The sequence below is a fragment of the Kaistia sp. SLG-1 genome, assembly GCF_059699055.1.
The window spans coordinates 4,215,214-4,233,606 of sequence record NZ_AP048544.1; the positions used below are offsets into that span (position 1 = coordinate 4,215,214).

At 66.9% G+C, this 18,393-nt stretch carries 19 protein-coding genes; 7 read left to right on the top strand and 12 right to left on the bottom strand.

Going from position 1 to position 18,393, the window contains the following annotated elements; translation table 11 throughout:
- Positions 1-42: 42 nt before the first annotated feature.
- The 3 genes from AC6HZP_RS19485 to AC6HZP_RS19495 form a co-directional block, all read right to left on the bottom strand.
- Positions 43-1,146 carry an NAD(P)/FAD-dependent oxidoreductase gene (locus AC6HZP_RS19485; protein WP_497524184.1) on the bottom strand — a complete coding sequence of 368 codons (1,104 nt, stop codon included), beginning with the start codon at positions 1,144-1,146 and terminating at the stop codon, positions 43-45.
- 685 nt (positions 1,147-1,831) lie between these two features.
- Complete coding sequence (gene ureG / locus AC6HZP_RS19490; protein ID WP_201400662.1) at positions 1,832-2,467, bottom strand: urease accessory protein UreG; 636 nt, start codon at positions 2,465-2,467, stop codon at positions 1,832-1,834.
- 63 nt (positions 2,468-2,530) lie between these two features.
- A complete protein-coding gene (locus AC6HZP_RS19495; RefSeq protein WP_497524185.1) occupies positions 2,531-3,112 on the bottom strand; it encodes an urease accessory protein UreE in 582 nt (193 codons plus the stop codon).
- A gap of 335 nt (positions 3,113-3,447) precedes the next feature.
- Here AC6HZP_RS19495 and AC6HZP_RS19500 point away from each other — a divergent pair, with 335 nt between their 5' ends.
- From AC6HZP_RS19500 to AC6HZP_RS19525, 6 genes are all read left to right on the top strand, one after another.
- Positions 3,448-4,314 carry an urease accessory protein UreD gene (locus AC6HZP_RS19500; RefSeq protein ID WP_497526829.1) on the top strand — a complete coding sequence of 289 codons (867 nt, stop codon included), beginning with the start codon at positions 3,448-3,450 and terminating at the stop codon, positions 4,312-4,314.
- Between the two features lie 24 nt (positions 4,315-4,338).
- The gene (gene ureA, locus AC6HZP_RS19505; RefSeq protein ID WP_201400664.1) at positions 4,339-4,641 is read left to right on the top strand and encodes an urease subunit gamma; all 303 of its coding nucleotides are present in this window, start codon (positions 4,339-4,341) and stop codon (positions 4,639-4,641) included.
- A gap of 9 nt (positions 4,642-4,650) precedes the next feature.
- Positions 4,651-4,962, top strand: coding sequence for an urease subunit beta (locus AC6HZP_RS19510; protein WP_201400665.1), 312 nt, complete (start codon positions 4,651-4,653; stop codon positions 4,960-4,962).
- A 1-nt stretch (position 4,963) separates the two neighbouring features.
- The gene (gene ureC, locus AC6HZP_RS19515) at positions 4,964-6,667 is read left to right on the top strand and encodes an urease subunit alpha (protein ID WP_497524186.1); all 1,704 of its coding nucleotides are present in this window, start codon (positions 4,964-4,966) and stop codon (positions 6,665-6,667) included.
- Between the two features lie 389 nt (positions 6,668-7,056).
- Positions 7,057-8,109, top strand: a complete 1,053-nt coding sequence (locus AC6HZP_RS19520) for an urea transporter (protein WP_497524187.1) — start codon at positions 7,057-7,059, stop codon at positions 8,107-8,109.
- Positions 8,110-8,260: 151 nt separating this feature from the next.
- Positions 8,261-9,274, top strand: coding sequence for a L,D-transpeptidase (locus AC6HZP_RS19525; protein ID WP_497524188.1), 1,014 nt, complete (start codon positions 8,261-8,263; stop codon positions 9,272-9,274).
- A gap of 508 nt (positions 9,275-9,782) precedes the next feature.
- On the opposite strand, the gene AC6HZP_RS19530 is transcribed toward AC6HZP_RS19525, so the two are convergent.
- Genes AC6HZP_RS19530 through AC6HZP_RS19565 form a run of 8 tightly spaced genes read right to left on the bottom strand, consistent with a single transcriptional unit; the run spans position 9,783 to position 16,277 of the window.
- Positions 9,783-10,484: an urease accessory protein UreF gene (locus tag AC6HZP_RS19530; protein ID WP_497524189.1), complete on the bottom strand. Its 702-nt coding sequence runs from the start codon at positions 10,482-10,484 to the stop codon at positions 9,783-9,785.
- Positions 10,485-10,486: 2 nt separating this feature from the next.
- Positions 10,487-13,588: a proton-conducting transporter transmembrane domain-containing protein gene (locus tag AC6HZP_RS19535; RefSeq protein ID WP_497524190.1), complete on the bottom strand. Its 3,102-nt coding sequence runs from the start codon at positions 13,586-13,588 to the stop codon at positions 10,487-10,489.
- On the bottom strand, positions 13,582-13,953 hold the full coding sequence (locus tag AC6HZP_RS19540; protein WP_497524191.1) for a sodium:proton antiporter: 372 nt from the start codon (positions 13,951-13,953) through the stop codon (positions 13,582-13,584). The genes AC6HZP_RS19535 and AC6HZP_RS19540 overlap by 7 nt, the downstream gene beginning before the upstream one ends.
- Positions 13,954-13,961: 8 nt before the next feature.
- Positions 13,962-14,813, bottom strand: coding sequence for a hydrogen gas-evolving membrane-bound hydrogenase subunit E (mbhE, locus tag AC6HZP_RS19545; protein WP_497524192.1), 852 nt, complete (start codon positions 14,811-14,813; stop codon positions 13,962-13,964).
- A complete protein-coding gene (gene mnhG, locus AC6HZP_RS19550; RefSeq protein ID WP_497524193.1) occupies positions 14,810-15,184 on the bottom strand; it encodes a monovalent cation/H(+) antiporter subunit G in 375 nt (124 codons plus the stop codon). Before mnhG ends, mbhE begins: the two co-directional genes overlap by 4 nt.
- On the bottom strand, positions 15,181-15,501 hold the full coding sequence (locus tag AC6HZP_RS19555; RefSeq protein WP_497524194.1) for a Na(+)/H(+) antiporter subunit B: 321 nt from the start codon (positions 15,499-15,501) through the stop codon (positions 15,181-15,183). Before AC6HZP_RS19555 ends, mnhG begins: the two co-directional genes overlap by 4 nt.
- Before the next feature lies 1 nt (position 15,502).
- Positions 15,503-15,763 (bottom strand): MrpF/PhaF family protein, encoded by a 261-nt coding sequence (locus AC6HZP_RS19560; RefSeq protein WP_497524195.1) that lies wholly within the window; start codon positions 15,761-15,763, stop codon positions 15,503-15,505.
- Positions 15,756-16,277 carry a Na+/H+ antiporter subunit E gene (locus AC6HZP_RS19565; RefSeq protein ID WP_201400673.1) on the bottom strand — a complete coding sequence of 174 codons (522 nt, stop codon included), beginning with the start codon at positions 16,275-16,277 and terminating at the stop codon, positions 15,756-15,758. Before AC6HZP_RS19565 ends, AC6HZP_RS19560 begins: the two co-directional genes overlap by 8 nt.
- Before the next feature lie 138 nt (positions 16,278-16,415).
- Here AC6HZP_RS19565 and nikR point away from each other — a divergent pair, with 138 nt between their 5' ends.
- Positions 16,416-16,937 (top strand): nickel-responsive transcriptional regulator NikR, encoded by a 522-nt coding sequence (nikR, locus tag AC6HZP_RS19570; RefSeq protein WP_497524196.1) that lies wholly within the window; start codon positions 16,416-16,418, stop codon positions 16,935-16,937.
- Here the strand turns inward: nikR and AC6HZP_RS19575 are convergent.
- A complete protein-coding gene (locus AC6HZP_RS19575) occupies positions 16,934-18,232 on the bottom strand; it encodes a DUF1576 domain-containing protein (protein WP_497524197.1) in 1,299 nt (432 codons plus the stop codon). The genes nikR and AC6HZP_RS19575 overlap by 4 nt on opposite strands.
- Positions 18,233-18,393 lie beyond the last annotated feature (161 nt).

The following is an 18,393-nucleotide window of genomic DNA, read 5'->3' on the forward strand; positions in this document are numbered from 1 at the left end:
TAGGAGATTGGCGCGCCGAGTTCCAGCAGCGCGCCGATCGGATCAGCGCGCCGCGAGCTCTGCGACGTGGTCCGCCAGCGCCAGCGAGGCGGTCAGGCCGGGGGATTCGATGCCGAAGAGGTTTATGAGGCCGGCGACGCCGTGGACGCTTTGGCCCTGGACGACGAAGTCCTGGCCTGGCGCGCCCTTCGGCACGATCTTCGGGCGGATGCCGGCATAGCCGGGCTGCAGGCGGCTGACGTCGATCTCCGGCCAGTAGCGCTTCACCGCCTCGACGAAGAGCGGCATCCGCGTCGCGTCGACGTCGTAGTTGATCGCATCGATCCACTCGACATCCGGCCCGAAGCGCGCCTGGCCGCCGAGATCGATGGTCAGATGCGTGCCGAGGCCGCCCGGCACGGGGACGGGATAGATCAGCCGCGAGAAGGGCGAGCGGCCGGACAGCGTGAAGTAATTGCCCTTGGCGTAGTATTCCGTCGGGATATGCGCCGGATCGAGGCCTGCGATCGTGCGGGCGACGGCGGGGGCGAACAGGCCGGCCGAATTGATCAGGAGCCGCGTCTTGAGCTGCATCGGCTCGGCCCCGCCGACCGAGAGCACCAGTCCGTCGCCGTCCGGCGTCGCCGCGACGAGCGGGCTTTCGAACACAACCATGCCGCCTGCGGCTTCCAGGTCGCCCTGCAACGCCAGCATGTAGGCGTGGCTGTCGATGATGCCGGTCGAGGGCGACAGCAGCGCGCCGGAACTCTGGAGATTGGGTTCGAGCGCCAGGGCCTCGGCCGCCGTCAGCTCGACGAGATCGTCGACGCCATTGGCGGCCGCGCGGGCGATGATCGCCCCGAGCTTTTCCCGCTCGGCCTCGTCGGCGGCGACAATCAGCTTGCCGCAGCGGCTGAACGGCACGCCGCGCTCGGCGCAATACTCATAGAGCGCCAGCTTGCCGGCGACGCAGAAGCGCGCCATCAGGCTGCCGGCCGGATAGTAGATGCCGGCGTGGATGACTTCGCTGTTGCGCGACGAGGTCTGCGTGCCGATGGCGTCCTCGGCCTCGATCACCAGCACCTCGCAGCCGGCATTGGCGAGCGCCCGCCCCACCGCGAGACCGACAACGCCCGCGCCGACAACGACGCACTCGACTTCATCCATCAGAGCACCCTGCAACCGCTCACGCCCGACCCGGCGCGTTTCCGGCTCTATAGAGCAAGATCCATGGGGGTGGAATCCGGTTGTTGGGAGAGCCCGGTAGAACGCGGTTTCCGAGCTCGCCCCTTTCGACGGCCCCGCACAGCCATCATCCTGAGGTGCCCGGCGCAGCCGGGCCTCGAAGGAGGGTCCAGGAAGCTCCCTTCGGCGAACCGAAGGGGAGTTTCCAAGCTCCGCTGGACCCTCCTTCGAGGCTTCGCTTCGCGAAGCACCTCAGGATGATGGGCGGGGGTTAGTTCAGAGGGGGAGCGAGCTGACGTCCGGAACCCTCCCCTTGAGGGAGGGTCAAGACCGCCTACAGGCGGTCTTGGGGAGGGGTCGCTTCGTCGGAATTGCCGCGAGCCGCGCGAATACCCCCTCCCGAAAACGCAAAGGCGTTTTCGACCTCCCCTCAAGGGGGAGGTTCAAGCAAGGAGGACGGCTCCATCCGGATATTGCAGACCGGCCCCTCAGGAGGCTTTTGCAGAACACCACCCCCATCATGCTGAGGAGGCCCGCAGGGCCGTCTCGAAGCACGCAGGCAGGCCGTGCCATCGAAGCCCCGCCGAGACCGTGCGTCCTTCGAGGCTTCGCTTCGCGAAGCACCTCAGGATGATGGCTGGAGTGAGTGAAGGCGCTCCGACGCCGCTTACGCGCTCTTGCGCGCCTCCATCCGCAGGCCGCCGTTTTCGACGATGAAGTCGACGACGGCGTCGAGGCCCTTGCCGCGCGACAGGTCGGTGAAGCCGAAGGGCCGGGTCCCGCGCATCCGCGCCGCGTCCTTCTGCATGACGTCGAGATCGACGTTCACATAGGGCGCGAGGTCGCTCTTGTTGATGACGAGGAAATCCGAACGCGTGATGCCCGGCCCGCCCTTGCGGGGGATTTCCTCGCCCTGGCAGACGGAGATCACATAGAGCGTCAGGTCTGCGAGATCGGGCGAGAAGGTGGCCGCCAGATTGTCGCCGCCGGATTCGATGAAGACGATGTCGAGGCCGGGGATGCGGCGGTTCATCTCGGCGATCGCCTGCAGGTTGATCGAGGCGTCCTCGCGGATCGCCGTGTGCGGGCAGCCGCCCGTCTCGACGCCCATGATGCGCTCTTCCGGCAGCGCCTGACGGCGCGCCAGGATCAGCGCGTCCTCCTGGGTGTAGATGTCGTTGGTGACGACGGCGATCGAGAATTCGTCGCGCATCGCCTTGCAGAGCTTCTCGGTCAGCATGGTCTTGCCGGAACCGACGGGTCCACCGATACCGACGCGCAGGGGTCCGTTCTTCGATGTCATGGTCTCAAGCCTCCGAGGGCATCGGGTCCTGACCGGACGACGCCCCGCGCCGCCGGTCCTCGCTCAGTCGTGACGGTGACCATGGCTATGGTCATGCGCATGGTCATGGCCGTGATGGTGGTCGTGCCCATGGTCGTGATCTTGCCCATGATGACCGCCGCCATGCGCATGATCATGAGAGTGACCCTGCGCGTGCTCGCCATGGCCGGAATAGGCGCCGCGCACCGGATTGAACTGGGCGACGATGTCCTTGACCCGCGCGCCGAGCCCTTCGAGCATCGCCTTGATGACGTGGTCGCGCAGGATGAGGATGCGCGTCGGCTCGATCGCCGCCGCGAGATGGCGGTTGCCGATGTGCCAGGCGAGTTCCATCAGGTGCACGGGATCCTTGCCGTAGATCTCGTAGAGCGGCTCATAGGCGGCCGCGACGACGATCTCGCCGCCATCCTCGATCACCAGGCGGTCATCCGCCTCGAGAACGACCGGCTCCGCCAGATCGACCAGCACCTTGCGGCCGTCGACCAGCTCGATGGCGCGGCGGCGCAGGTGCCGCTCGTCATGCGGCAGCACGGCCCGGCCGAGCGGCGTCGCCTCACCCTCGCCCGCGACTTCCCCTGCCCGCCGGATGGCGATTGCCCTCAACATCGAAATTCCCCGCTTCCTGATCCCGGCTGCCGAATCCCGCCTTGCGGACGGCACAGTCCGCTGCACTATATCAGCGCCGCGCGTGCTGATCGCCAGCTGCAATCTGCGCCATTTTCGACGCGGAAGGAAAGCGGCGGCGCGGATTGCGGGACGGCAGGTCATGTGGCGGGACCCAGCGCCTAGCTGCCGTCGTTTTGGGCAGCGGCGACTGGAATTTGTGATTGTCCCGGGCATTCGGCCGTGTGATAGCCTGACGGCACAACCCCGCTGGATGCCCGCCCGACTTCCGTTCCGGAGCCGACCAAGTGAAGCCGCTGCTGCTCGCTGAAGGTGCCATGCCCGACGCCGTCGTCACGGCGCGCGCGCACTATGACGCGGCGCCGAGCCACTGGAACGCCGAGCTGGAGCTCTGGTTCGCGCCGAACGCCGGCAAGACGCGGCTGATGCGCCGCCGCCATCTCGGCCCCCTTGTCGTGCAGAAGCCGTTTCATCCGGAGAAGGACGGCACCTGCCACGTCTATCTGCTGCATCCGCCGGGCGGCGTTGCCGGCGGTGATCAGCTCGACCTCCGCTTCCACGTCGCGGACGAGGCGCGCGCGCTGCTGACGACGCCGGGCGCGACGAAATTCTATCGCAGCGAGCACGGCCGCAGCACGCAGCGGACAGTGATCGATGTCGGCGCCAAGGCGGTCTGCGAATACCTGCCGCAGGAGACGATCCTGTTCGACGGCGCCAATGCGGTGATCGACACCCGCGTCACGCTGGCCGAGGGCGCCACCTATGTCGGCTGGGATTTCATCTGCCTCGGCAGGCCGGCCGCCGGCGAGCGCTTCGAGAGCGGCAGCCTGAGCCAGCGGATCGAAATCCTGCGCGACGGCAAGCCGATCTGGTTCGAGCGGATGCAACTTCCAGGCGGCTCGGAACTGACCCATGCAGCTTATGCGCTTGCCGCTCAGCCGACATGGGGTACGATGATCTATGCTGGGCCGCTCGCCGAGGACGCTGCCGAGCGCGTCCGCAATGCGATCGGGAGCCGGGGGGACGGCGTGTTCTCCGTCAGCCAGCTCGAGCAGGGCGTGGTGTGCCGCTATCTCGGCCCCCGCGTTTCCGAGGGAAAGTCGCTCTTCGTTCAGGCGTGGGATGCGCTGCGGACGTCATGCCAGGGAAAGGCGGCGAACGCGCCGCGCATCTGGGCAACCTAGACACGTTACGATTGGGGACCGCCGATGGAACTTCTGCCACGCGAGAAAGATAAGCTCCTGCTGTTCACGGCGGCTCTGCTCGCCGAGCGGCGCCTCGCCCGGGGCGTCAAGCTGAACTATCCCGAAGTGATCGCCTACATCTCGGCGGCGATCCTGGAAGGCGCCCGCGACGGGCGCACGGTCGCTGAGCTGATGTCCTACGGGGCGACGCTCCTGACCCGCGACCAGGTCATGGACGGCGTGCCGGAGATGATCCACGACATCCAGGTCGAAGCGACCTTCCCCGATGGGACCAAGCTGGTCACCGTCCACAATCCCATACCGTAGGGGCGTGTCATGATCCCAGGCGAATACATCCTCGAGGACGGCGACATCGAATACAATGTCGGCCGCGCCACCATCTCGATCGACGTCGCCAATTCCGGCGACCGGCCGATCCAGGTCGGCTCGCACTATCATTTCTACGAGACCAACACGGCGCTGCATTTCGACCGTGACAAGGCCAAGGGCTACCGGCTGAACATTCCGGCCGGCACCGCCGTCCGCTTCGAGCCGGGACAGGCGCGCACGGTCGAGCTGGTTGCGCTCGCCGGCGACCGCGTCGTCTACGGCTTCAACGCCAAGGTCATGGGAAAGCTGGAGGTCTGAGATGGCGCGCATCACCCGCGAAAACTACGCCTCGCTCTATGGCCCCACCAAGGGCGACAGGGTCCGGCTGGCTGATACCGACCTGATCATCGAGATCGAGGAAGACCGCACCGTCTATGGCGACGAAGTCACCTTCGGCGGCGGCAAGGTCATCCGCGACGGCATGGGCCAGAGCCAGAAGAATGCCGCCGAGGTCGCCGACCTCGTGATCACCAACGTGATCCTGCTCGATCACTGGGGCATCATCAAAGCCGATGTCGGCGTCAAGGACGGCCGGATCTCCGGCATCGGCAAGTCGGGCAATCCCGACATCCAGCCGGGCGTCGACATCATCATCGGCCCGGGCACCGACGTCATCGCCGGCGAAGGCAAGATTCTGACCGCCGGCGGCATCGACACCCACATCCACTTCATCGCACCGCAGCAGGCCGAGGAAGCGCTCACCAGCGGCACGACGACGCTGGTCGGCGGCGGCACCGGCCCCTCGGTCGGCACGCTCGCCACGACCGTGACGCCCGGCCCCTGGTACATCCACCGCATGCTGGAGGCGATCGAGGCGCTGCCGATCAATGTCGGCCTGCTCGGCAAGGGCAACGCTTCCCTGCCGGAGCCGTTGCGCGAACAGATCCGCGCCGGCGTCATCGGGCTGAAGCTGCACGAGGACTGGGGCACGACGCCGGCGGCGATCGACAACTGCCTTTCGGTCGCCGACGAGATGGACGTGCAGGTCGCCCTCCACTCCGACACGCTGAACGAGAGCGGCTTCGTCGCCGACACCTTCGCGGCGATGAAGGGTCGCGCCATCCACTCCTTCCACACGGAAGGCGCCGGTGGCGGCCATGCACCCGACATCATCACGGCGGCGGGCCAGGAGAACATCCTGCCCTCGTCCACCAATCCGACCCGGCCCTACACGATCAACACCATCGACGAGCATCTCGACATGCTGATGGTGTGCCACCACCTGAGCCCGCAGATCCCGGAAGACGTCGCCTTCGCCGAATCGCGCATCCGCAAGGAGACGATCGCGGCCGAGGACATCCTGCACGATCTCGGCGCCTTCTCGATGATGTCGTCGGATTCGCAGGCCATGGGCCGCATCGGCGAGACGACGCTGCGCTGCTGGCAGACCGCACACAAGATGAAGGTGCAGCGCGGGCCGCTGCCGGAAGATAGCGACCGCAACGACAATTTCCGCTGCAAGCGCTATGTCGCGAAGTACACGATCAACCCGGCGATCACGCATGGCTTCGCGCATGAGATCGGCTCGATCGAAGTCGGCAAGCGCGCCGACCTCGTGCTCTGGAAGACGGCCTTCTTCGGCGTCAAGCCGTCGCTGGTGCTGCTCGGCGGCATGATCGCCACCGCGCCGATGGGCGACCCAAACGCCTCGATCTCGACGCCGCAGCCGGTGCATTACCGCCCGATGTACGGCGTGCTCGGCCGGGCGCGCGGCAAGACCGGCGTCACCTTCGTGTCGCAGGCGGCGCTCGACGACAATATCGGCGAGAAGCTGCAGCTGCAGAAGCAGCTGGTCGCGGTCAAGGGCACCCGCGGCGTGCGCAAGAAGGACATGATCCACAATTCGCTGACGCCGAAGATCGAAGTCGATCCGCAGAACTACCAGGTGCGCATCGACGGCGAGCTGATCACCTGCGAACCGGCGGAAACCCTGCCGATGGCGCAGCGCTACTTCCTGTTCTGACGGGAAGCCGGCGGCGACAGACACAGACCCCATCGGACCGGAAACGTCCGGTGGGGTTTTTCTTTGGGGGCCAGCTTGGCTGGCCTCTCACCTCTAGGAGACCTTTGCACAACACTGCCTTCGTCGCGCTAGTCAGACCGTCCCACCCTCCGCCGCCATCCCGGCGAAGGCCGGGATCCAGACACACCGGCCTGTGGCCGATAGGCTGGGCCAAGCTTTCTGGGCCGGTGTTCATGGGCCCCGGCCTCCGCCGGGGCGACGGTGCCCTGCCCAGAGGCCATGGGCTGCATGGCGAGCGTTCGTGTTTTGCAAAGGCCTCCCTCAGGGAGAGGTGAAGAATAGCTTCGGTGTTCCAAGACCAATTTGACCTGCTCCAGGGGGGGGGAGAGATGACCCAGACAGAATTTCCGTTTCAGGACCGTTTTCGCGACCACCCGACGCTCGGTTTCGTCGACTGGAGCTTGCGCGGCATCGGCCAGGTCGTGTTCCAGAACAATCCGCTTTCCGGCCTGATCATCCTGCTGGCGCTCTATTTCAACTCCGCCGTCTACGGCACGATCTGCATTCTCGGCGTCGTCGTGGCGACGGCGACGGCGATCCTCTTGAAGGCGGACAAGGGCCTGATCCGCGACGGGCTGTTCGGCTTCAACGGCGCGCTGGTCGGGCTGGCGCTGGTCGCCTTCACCAGCGCCGATTTCCGCACCGGCGCCGTGCCCTCAGCCGCCATGACGGTCTACATCATCTTCGCGGCGGCGATGACCACCATCGCCTTTTCGACGATCGCGACGCTGCTTGGGGCCCACAAGGTCGCGGCGCTGACCTCACCCTTCGTGCTGATCGGCTGGCTGTTCCTATTCGCCGTGCTGAAATTCGCCAATATCGAGGCCGGGCCGCTGGCGAAGCCGGTATCGCCCGACCAGTACGCCCTCGACGTCGCCTATGCGCTGCCGACCTGGTACCAGGGCATCGGCAACGCCATCGGCCAGATCTTCTTCCAGGACAACTGGATCTCCGGCTACCTGATCGTCATCGGGATTGCCGTCAATTCGCGCATCTCGGCCGGCATGGCGCTGATCGGCGCGGCAGGTGCTGCGCTGGTCGCGGTGATCTTCGGCGGCCCGGAAGGCGCGATCCGCGACGGCCTGTTCGGTTACAACGCGGCGCTGACGGCGATCGCGCTCGGCGGCTTCTTCCTGGTGCTGACCTGGCGCAGCTTCGTCTACACGCTGTTCGGCATCGTCGTGACGACCTGGCTCTGGGCCTCGATCGCCATCTTCCTCGGCCCGATCGGCATGCCGGTCCTGACCTCGACCTTCGTGCTCGTCACCTGGCTGATGCTGCTCGGCCAGTACGGCTTCAAGGCGCTGGTGCCGGTGCCGCCGGCCGAGGCGACGACAGCGGAGGACAACCGCGCCCGCTACCTGGCCGGCGGCGCGTCCTAGCACCGACTGGGGACGGCCAGCCAGTCACGGAGCCACCGGGCGACCACGCATTGCGATTGTATCCGGCCGTCTTCAGCCGGTAGAGTTGCCGAAACTGATTTGCGGCGGGTCCGGACCGGGCTCGCCGCCTCGATTCGGAGCTCGATATCCCATGGCGTCCTGGCTGCACCCTTCCCGCCGTTCCCTGCTTCTCGGTTCCGGCGCGCTGGTCGCCACGGCGGCGCTGGAAGGCGCCGTCGCCGAGATCGTCGAGACGGTGGAGCAGCTGAAGCCCGGCGAATTCACCTGGCACCCCGAGCGCTCGCCGGTCGGTCCCGTCGCCGTCGTCGTCTCGCTGCCGGATCAGCGCGTCTATGTCTATCGCAACGGCGTGCGCATCGGCGTCTCGACCTGCTCGACCGGCAAGCCCGGCCACGAGACGCCGACCGGCGTGTTCACGATCCTGCAGAAGGACAGAGATCACCACTCGACCACCTATGACGACGCGCCGATGCCGAACATGAACCGGCTGACCTGGTCGGGCATCGCGCTGCATGCCGGCAAGCTGCCGGGCTATCCCGCCTCGCATGGCTGCGTCCGCCTGCCGATGGCGTTCTCGGACAAGCTCTTCGGCGTCACCCATGTCGGCACGCCGGTCATCATCGCCGACACCACCGCCTTCCCGTCGAGCGTCATCCATCCGGGCATGGTGCTCTCCGACACGGCCGAGCAGGATTTCGACCACGCGGTCGCAAACCTGAAGGACAAGAACATCCCGACCTCGGCCGAGCATCCCTACCAGCCGCCGGCGACCTCGATCCTGGTCTCGAGCGCCGACAAGCGCATCCTGGTGCTCGACGACGGCCATGTCGTCGCCGAGGGCAAGGTCACGCTGATCGCCCCCTCCGAGCCGCTCGGCAACCACGTCTTCGTGCTCTCGCATCTCGATACCGGCGACAAGGAACTGCACTGGAAGCCGATCGGCTTCAGCACCAACCCGCAGCAGCCGGCACGCGGCGCCGGGCAGGACACACTGACCCGCATCCGCGCCGATCGCCCCGTCAACGACGCCATCCGCGCCCGCATGAAGCCGGGCGTCGTGATGGTCACGGTCGACCTGCCGCTCTCGGCCGACAGCCGCTCGGGCCGGGATTTCGTCATCCTGAACGACCAGCACACGGTGTGAGGGCGGCGTTCCCGTCGGTCTTCAGCCCAGTCTGATGGGTCTCCGTCCTCCCCGCATGGTTTCCGTCATCCCCGCGAAGGCGGGGATCCATGCAGCCGAGGCATCGGGCGTCTCGCACGACGAGCAACCCGGCCGAATGGATCCCGGCTCGAGGCCGGGATGACGGCGAGTGTGGGGCTGGCGGCGGAGAATGGCTGGCGATGGAGAGTGGCTGGCGGCCGGTGGCGTACGAGTAATGGTAGGCCGGCTTTCCTTTCATCTCGCCCTCAGCCTTGCCCGTCGCAAAACTCGACCATCATCATGAGGTGCCCGGCGAAGCCGGGCCTCGAAGGAGGGTCCAGGGAGCGCCCCTGCTTGGATCGCGAAGGGCTTAGCCGGACTTCGTCTGCGAACCGAAGCGCCTCGCTGGAGCCTCCTTCGAGGCTTCGCTGACGCGAAGCACCTCAGGATGATGGCGGAGCCGGTCGATTGGACCGGAAGGTCCGGCGATTTGGATAGCCACCGCCCCCTACGATCTAAACAGCCGCGAATACTGCGTTTCGTGCCAGGCGCTGGCCATCGCCATCGCCACCGAGACGTTGCCGATCTCATCGTCGTCGAGCGTCCGCGCCGTCGCGACGCTGCGCTCGATCACCGGCGTCGCCGCGATCAGGATGCGCTGGCCGGCCGTGTGGCCGAGGCGGACGAGGCGCATCGCCGCCGCCACCTGGCCCTCGACGATCGTCCACATCAGGCCCTTCAGCGCCGCGGCTGGCGAGACTTCCCAATGATGCGCGGCGATGGCGAAGGCGGCGGGATAGGTGAGCGTCTCGCCCCGGACGCGGAGCGCGCGGGGCACCTCGAGATCGGCGAGGAGCGTCAATAGCGCCTCGCCCATTCGGCGGTCTTCGAGCTGCAATTCACGGCTCTCGCGGCCGGCGGCGAGCCAGGCGTCGAAGCGCAGGAATTCGCCATGATCGGCGGCGGCCAATGCCGCCATCATCCGCCAGAACAGCGCGCCGTCGAGGCGGGCGAAGCTGTTCTCCAGCGTCCCGAGGATCCAGTCTTTCGCGGATGCCTCGTCCGTGACCCAGCCGGCCTCGGCCGCGAATTCCAGCCCGCGCGAATAGGAGAAGGCGCCGACCGGCAGGCTGGGACTGACCAGCCGCAGCAAATGCAGCGGAATGGCCCCGTCCTGATCCATCGAGCCCTGATTTGTCGTCGTCGTCATTGTCAGCCTCCGACCCAGAACCCGGCCGGTCCCAGGCTCGCGGCGTAGAGCGCGAGGAAATAGATGAGAACATAGAGCGCGTAGGTCTGGCCGTTGCCGGTATAGACCTGCCGAACCGTGGCCGCCGTCGCCAGCGTGAAGCCGGTGACGCCGTTCCAGAACTCGGTCGCGACCGGCGGCAGCGCGCGCTCGATCACCGAGCGGTAGTAACCGTAGAAGCGCGAGAGGCTGCCGGCCCCGCGGCCGGCGCCGCCGCGATAAGCGAGCCAGGCGAGGACGCCGAGAACCGCCGCGACGGCGACGGCGCCGATCATCACCGGCGTCGGGTTCCAATAGCCATAGATCGTGTAGAGCGACATGCCCTCCCAGACCAGCGTCGCCGCGAACTGCGGGTCGATCGCCGCCGAGACCGGATCCATCAGCAGCTTCGGCCAAAGCGACAGCACGAGAATGCCGGCGACGAGCACGAGCTGCGGCACGATCAGGGTGAGCGGCACCTCGCGGATCGTCTCCTGCCCGGCCGGGCGCTGGCCGAAGAACAGGCCGGCGATGAGCCGGATCATGTAGAGGAAACCGAGGAAGGTGGCGACGAGGCCGGCGACGGCCAGCCAGATCCAGCCCTTCTCGGTCATCGCCGAAAGCAGCAGCCACTTGCCGCCAAAACCCATCAGCGGCGGCAGGCCGGACATCGACAGGATGGCGAAGGCGACGAGGATGAAGGTGACGGGCATGGCGCGGGCGAGCCCGCCGGTGCCGGCGAAGTCGCGCGTGCCGGTTCTGAGGATGATGCCGGCGACGGCGAGGAACAGGATGCCCTTCACCATCAGATGGTTGGCGACGAGGTAGAGCGCCGTCACCCAGCCGAGATGGCTCATCAGCGCGATCGCGGTGACGATGTAGCCGAGCTGGCTCATGCTCGAATAGGCGAGCAGGCGCTTGAAGTCGGTCTGGCGCAGCGCCAGCAGCGCGCCGGCGATCGTCGTCAGCATGCCGATCCAGGCCATGCCATGCGCGAGCTCGATCGAGACCTCGGAGCGGATCGCCAGATAGGTGCCGATCAAAAGGCCGAACATCGCCACCTTGCTGACGACGGCCGAGAGCATGGCGGTGAAATCATCGTCGGCTTCGGCATAGGCACCGGGCAGCCAGACATGCACGCCGATCGCGCCGGCCTTGATCAGGAAGCCGATCGCCAGCAGCACGAAGGCGATCGTCGCGTCGGGGCCGGCGGTGACCAGCGCCGTCAGGCTGGTGGTGCCGGAGAGCGCGGCGATGCCGGCGAAGCCCGCGAGCAGGAAGAAGGCGGAGACCAGCGAGAACAGGAGGAAAGTCAGTACATGCGGCCCGGCGCCCCGGCCCTTGGCGATCAGGAAGCAGGAGGCGAGCGTGATGATTTCCCAGTGGTAGAAGAATTCGAGGCTGGTCGAGGAACGCAGCAGCGCCGGGATCGAGATCAACAGCACCGCCAGCATCGGGTAGTAGCCGGGGCGAAGGTCGTCGCGGTAGAGGCCGCCGGCGGCGATGACGACGCTGCCGGCAAGCAGCAGCACGGCGAAGAGCCAAGCGATTCCCTCCGCGCTTTCGGCGAGCCAGCCGCCGACGAGCGCCACCGCGATCAGCATCAGCACGGCCTTGACCCGGCCGGGCAGCCGGTCGAGCGCATAGAGCCCGACGCCGACGGCGAGCGGCGCGAACAGCCAGAGCGCGCCGGCACCGGAAACGCGTGCCGCCACATAGCCCGCGCCGACGAGGAGCAGCGCGACGCCATAGACCGGCAGCAGCGCGATCGTGTCCGGCCCCTCGCCCGCCCGCGCCTCGGCGGGACGCAGCGCGCGGACGAACCAATTGAACATGTAGGCGGCCTCGAGCAGCGAGCCCACGAGGATCAGCGCCACCCAGGGCAGCCGGCCGATACTGGTCAGCTGCATCACCAGCTCCCACTTGGCCCAGAAGCCGGGGAAAGGCGGCAGGCCGGCGATCGCCACCATGAACAGCGCCAGCAGGCCGAGCAGCAGCGGCCGGCCGGACAGGCTGGTGCGCGCGTCGACATCGTCCTGGCGGAGCACGCCGGCGAGCCAGAACAGGCCCGCCTTGGCAAGGAGATGGTTGATGAACAGCCCGCCGACGACGAGCGGGATCGAGGCGGTCGCGCCGATCTGGGTCAGGAGCGCCAGCGCCAGCGCCATCAGGCCCATCTGGCTGATCGACGAATAGCCGAGCAGGCGCTGCACCTTGGTCTGCTTCAACCCGACCAGGTTGGAGAACAGGAAGGTGATGCCGCCGGAGACGGCGATGATGCCGAGTTGCCCCTCGAATAACGGCAGCAGCTTCCAGAGCGCGAAGAACACGCCGGCCGAGACGCCGACCGAGACCATCGAGGCGACGCCGCTCGGCGCCGTCTCGTAGACATCGAGCCCCCAGCCATTGGCCGGGAACGGCTTCAGCTCGAGGATCAGGCAGGCGAGGATCATCAGGAGCGCGGTGGCGCCGATCGGGCCGGTGATCCCGGCGCGCTCGGCGATCAGCGTGTCAATGTTGAGCGTGCCGGTGACGTAGTAGAGCAGCACCGTGCCGAGCAGGAAGAAGGTCGAGGCGATCACCGTCGCCATGATGAACTTGAACGCCGCGCCGATCGCCGCCGGCGTCCGCTCCAGCGCCAAGAGGCCATAGGTGGCGATCGAGACGATCTCGAGGAAGACGAAGAGATTGAAGAGATCCCGCGTCATCACCATGCCGTCTATGCCCATCACCAGGATGAGGTAGAGCAGCAGCGCGCCGTAATTACCCCTGAGCCGGTCCCAGAGATGCAGCGCGCCCAAGAGCGCGACGAGGCCGACCGAGAACGCGAAGAAGCCTTCCTGCAGGCCGAAGCGCAGATTAATCGAGAGCGGCGGCGCGAAGCCCGCCGTCAGAACCTCGATCGGCGCGCCGCTCAAGTAGACCTCGACGAGCGAGATGCCGCTGACCGCGACGATGCCGGCGAGCGCCAGCCAGAAGCCGGCATGCAGCCACGCCTTGCCGAGCCGGTAGAGCAGCGGGATGACGAAGCCGCCGCCGAGCCCGAGCAGGAAGATGTTCAGCGGATGGAACAGGGACGCTACCATTTCGACTCCGTGAACGCGTCGATCGAGAGCGTCTTCTTGGCGGCATAGAGGCGGATGGCGAAGCCGAGCATGACGGCGGTCACCGCGAAGCCGATGACGATCGCCGTCACCACCAGCGCCGACGGGATCGGATCGATGGCGCGCCGCGCGGCCTCGGCCTGGCTGAGCGCCGCGTCGATGATCGGCGCGGTGCCGGCGGTGATGTAGCCCGTCGCGACCATGACCAGGCGGAGGCCGGTATCGAATACCGTGAAGCAAATGATGATCCGCATGATGTTGCGGTGGGTCAGCATGCCCCAGAGCCCAATCAGCGCCAGCAGGAAGCCCGTCACCAGCAGGATGGTGGAAACCGGAAGGCCCGTCATTGTCCCTCTCAGCTCCTGAACCGGTCGATGATGACGGAAAGCTCGGCCCCGACCTTGATGCCGAGGAGGGCCGAGATCAGCGGGATCGCGCCGGCGCTGATGAAGGCGCCGAACTCGCCCTTGGGCAGGAAGCGCGGATCCAAAAAGCCGGCCGCGAAGATCAGGCCGAGAATGCCGAGCGACACGTAGAGCACGCCGGCGAAGGATTCGATCACGCTGAGCAGCGCCACGTTGAGCCGCGAGCCCGGCCGCGCGAGCAGCAACAGCATGGCGCCCGACGCGACGATCGCGCCGCCCTGGAAACCGCCGCCGGCCGAGAGGTGGCCGTTGACGATGACATAGGCGCCGAAGGTGAAGATCAGCGGCAGCAGCACCTCGGTGCCGGTGCGCACGATCTCGCTCGGCGCGCCGGGCTGCGCCTCGGCGGGCTCGCCGGCGGCGGGCGGTTCGGCGCTTGCTGGCGAAGGATTTGCCGAGGCGGCCTTGCTGGCCGCCACGGCGGCGGCGCGGGCGGCGGCTGCCTTGGCGGCGGGGGTGTGGCCGGTGGCGCGCCTTGTGCCAGATGCCTTGGCCGCCGCCGTCGGGGCGGCCGCCGTCTTCGTCTCGTCGTTCTTGAGCAGCAGGCCGATGCTCGCCGCCACCATGAACAGCACCGCCACCTCGCCCAGCGTGTCGAAGCCGCGATAGGTGATCAGGATGCCGGTGATGATGTTCGGCGTGCCGAGATCGATCGGCGCCTCGGTCACATACCGCTCGGCGAGCGGCCGGAGCGCCGACAGCTCGACATAGCCACCGATGAGGCGGGCGAAGACCAGGCCGAACAGCAGCACGACGAGCGCGACGACGATGTGGCGGATCATGACCGCTTCCTCCCGGCCGGCTTCCGGGGCTCGGGCGGCGCGCCCTCGCCGGCCGCCTCGTCCTCGGCGAGCGCGTCGGTCATCGTGGTCGAGGTCATCGGCGTGCGGATGCGATAGGCCGCGCGCGACAGCGCGTGCGACGAGATCGGGTTGGTCATCAGCACGAAGTAGATCACCAGGATCAGCTTGAACGTCCAGCCCGGGTGGTAGAAGGCGAGCCCGGTCAGGACCAGCATGTTGCCGAGCGTCGTCGCCTTGGTGCCGGCCTGGATGCGGGTATAGGCGTCGGGCATGCGCAGGAGGCCGAGGCCTGCCGAGAACAGGAACACGGCGCCGGCGAGGATGAAGAGACTGCCGATCAGCTCGATCATGCGCCGCCCCTCGCCTTGCCGGTAGCGCCCCGGACCGGTTTGCCGCTCGCACTCTTGGACGCCGGCTTATCGTCCTCGTCCTTGCCGTTGCCGGTCTTGCGGATGGCGTAGAGGAAGATGAAGGTCGCGAGCCCCGAGCCGATCGCCGCCTCGGCCATCGCCACGTCGGGCGCGGCGAGCAGCAGGAACGACACCGCCGCGAACAGACTGGCGAGGCCGGATGCGACCATCGCCGCCAGCAAATTCTTCAGACAGACGGCGAGGACGCCGGCGGCGAGGATGCTGGCGCAGACCAGGAGGAGCAGGAACTCGAGCACGCTAGAGCCCCTTTTCCAGGAAGCGCGCGATCGCCAGCACCGCCAGGAAACTGAGCAGGCCGTAGACCAGCGCCACGTCGACATAGGCGAAACGGCCGGAGACATGCGCGTAGAGCGCGATCAGCGACAGCGAGATGACCGTCAGCGCGTCGATCGCGACGATGCGGTCGACCAGCGTCCGGCCGAGGATCAGGCGGATCACGGCGAAGAGGATCGCGAAGAAGATCAGGACCGCGGCGATCTGGATCAGGAGCTCAGCCAAAGACCTTCTCCAGATGATCCTCGAAGGGGCCGGCCATCGCCGCGCTTGCCACCTCGACATCGGTCGACTGGACGTCGAGCCAGTGGATGTAGAGGATCTCGTCCTTCACATCGATGACGAGCGAGCCCGGCGTCAGCGCGATGGTGTTGGCGAGCGCCAGCCGGCCGATCGGCGACTTCAGCTTCGTGCGCACCCGGACGATGCCGGGCTTGATGTCGATGCGCGGCGAATAGACGATCTTCATCATCGCGACGTTCGCCTTCACCAGCTCGACCAGGAAGGTGCCGGTATAGGCGAGGAAATGGTAGAAGCCGGACGGCGTCCAGTGGATCCGCTGCCAGCCGTCGCTCGATTTGGTGAAGGCGTAGGCGAGCGCATAGGTGATCACCGCGCCCAGGATCGCCACCTCGATGGCGAGTGTCGAATTGGCCGCCATCCAGACGACGAACAGCACGACCCACAGGCTCAGCAAGCCCTGCGGCGCACCGGTTTTCCGACGATTCGAATCCACCATGTCCGCCCCCGGCGAGTGGTCAAAACTCTAGATTGCAGCCATCTTCAAATCAATCGACGGCCAGATCGATCGGCGACGAACAGGCGATTTCGCGCCCGTCCTGTGGTAACCCTCACGATCAGCGAAGGAGTATGAGCCATGCAGCGCGTGACGGTGACGATCGACGACGATCTTCTGGAAGGGATCGACGCGCTCTGCCAACGCAAAGGCTACCAGAGCCGCTCGGAAGCGCTGCGCGACATCATCCGCTCGGAATTCTCCCGCGCCAGCGCGGAGGCGGCCAGCGTGCCGGACGGCGACGAGATCTGCCACGCAACGCTGACCTACGTCTACAACCATGAGACGCGGGCGCTGGCAAGCCGGTTGACGACCAACCACCACCATCATTCCGACATGTCGATCTCGACGACGCATGTGCATATGGACCATGACAACTGTCTCGAGGTCTCGATCCTGCGCGGGCCTGTCAGCAAGCTGCAGACCTTCGCCGACAGCGTGATCAGCCAGCGCGGCGTCCGCCACGGCGCCCTGCACATCATGCCCGCCGAGGCGAGCGAGCCGGAAGAAGGCCACACGCATCGCCATCATCACCATGACCACGATCACGGGCACAGCCATGGTCACCGGCATGGGGATGGGCACGGCCACGATCACGACTAGAGCTTCTCTTCCGGGCGATCGGCCTTGCGCCACTGGATCGCGGTGATCACCGGCGCCAGCACCGAGGCGACGATGCCGGCGGCGAAGCCGTTGTTGTAGAGATTGAGCCCGCCATGCAGCACGCCGACCGCCTGCGCGGCGGAGGAGTGCACGAAGCCGGCGACGATGCCCCAATGCCAGCCGAAGCGACCGGCGATCGGCGCCAGCGTGGTGCCGAACAGCGCCGCCAGCACGATCGACGGATCCGCCGCGCCCCAGGGCTTCGCCAGCGAGCCGAGGAAGACGCCCGCCATGATCGGCACGATGTTCTTCGGATGCTTACCATAGGCGGCGAAGCCGACGAGCGTGAAGATGGCGCCGATGACGGGGCCGTTCAAATCGCCGCCGACGAGCAGCACATAGATCATGCCGATGGCGCCGGTGAGGCCCATGTTCACCAGCGTCGGCGCGATGCCGACCTTCTCGACGAAGTCGGATGGCGCCTGCCCTGTCAGCGCCATGATGTCCTTCATCTTCGCGAGCGCCGAGCGGTCGAGATAGAGCCCGCCGCCGACCAGCGCCACGAAGAGCAAGGTCAGGAAGCCGCCAAGCAGCACATTGTTGCCGGTCGTCCAGATGAACACCGGATCGGGCACGAAGCCGTAGGACTTGTAGATCGCGACGACGAGCGTGCCGACGATGCCGGCCGTGAAGCCCATATTGTACAGGCTGAAGCCCATATGCGCCTTGAAGAGCTGCGCCGCGGCGGGCGGCAGCATGAAGCCCATCAGGAGCCCGGTGGCGAGGCCGAGCGGCAGACCGAGCGAGACCGGGATCGCCGTCGAGAACAGGATCTCGGAGAAGACCGGCGCCAGCGCGCAGCCGAAGAAGGCCGTGTTGATATGGGCCGAGAACGGCTCCTGCTTGTAGAGCGCGTAGAGATAGACGCCGCCGATGATCGGCCAGATGTTGAGCAGGTTCTTGCCGAACAGGCCGAAGCCCAGCACCAGCATCAGGCAGGCGATGGCGCCGCCGCCGATCTTGGCGCCGGAGAACCGGTAGATCGCCGCCGTCACCCAGGTCAGGAGCCCGGCATTGACGAAGGCGGCACCCATGCCGCCGACGCCGATATAGTCGGTGATCAGCGTGTCGCGCGCGAGCAGGATCTTGACGAGGCCCGGGACAATCTCGGCCCATGGCGAGACGACCAGCCCGAACAGGATGAAGGCGCCGGCGACGGCGGCGACGACCAGCAGCAACTGGTCGTCGGAAAGCTCGGCCCTGGCTTCGTCCCCGGTCGCGTTCAAGGCATTCATGGCGGCACCCCGTCGCACAGTTCCCCCGCGGCGGCCCGGCGGCAAGTGGCAGGGCGGCAAGTGGCTGGGCGATATCATGGTCGAAACGCGGCGGGAATGAAAACCTGCCGTCGACGGTCAAACTGAGACGCAGCGCACAAGCCGGGGACGGATCGTCATCC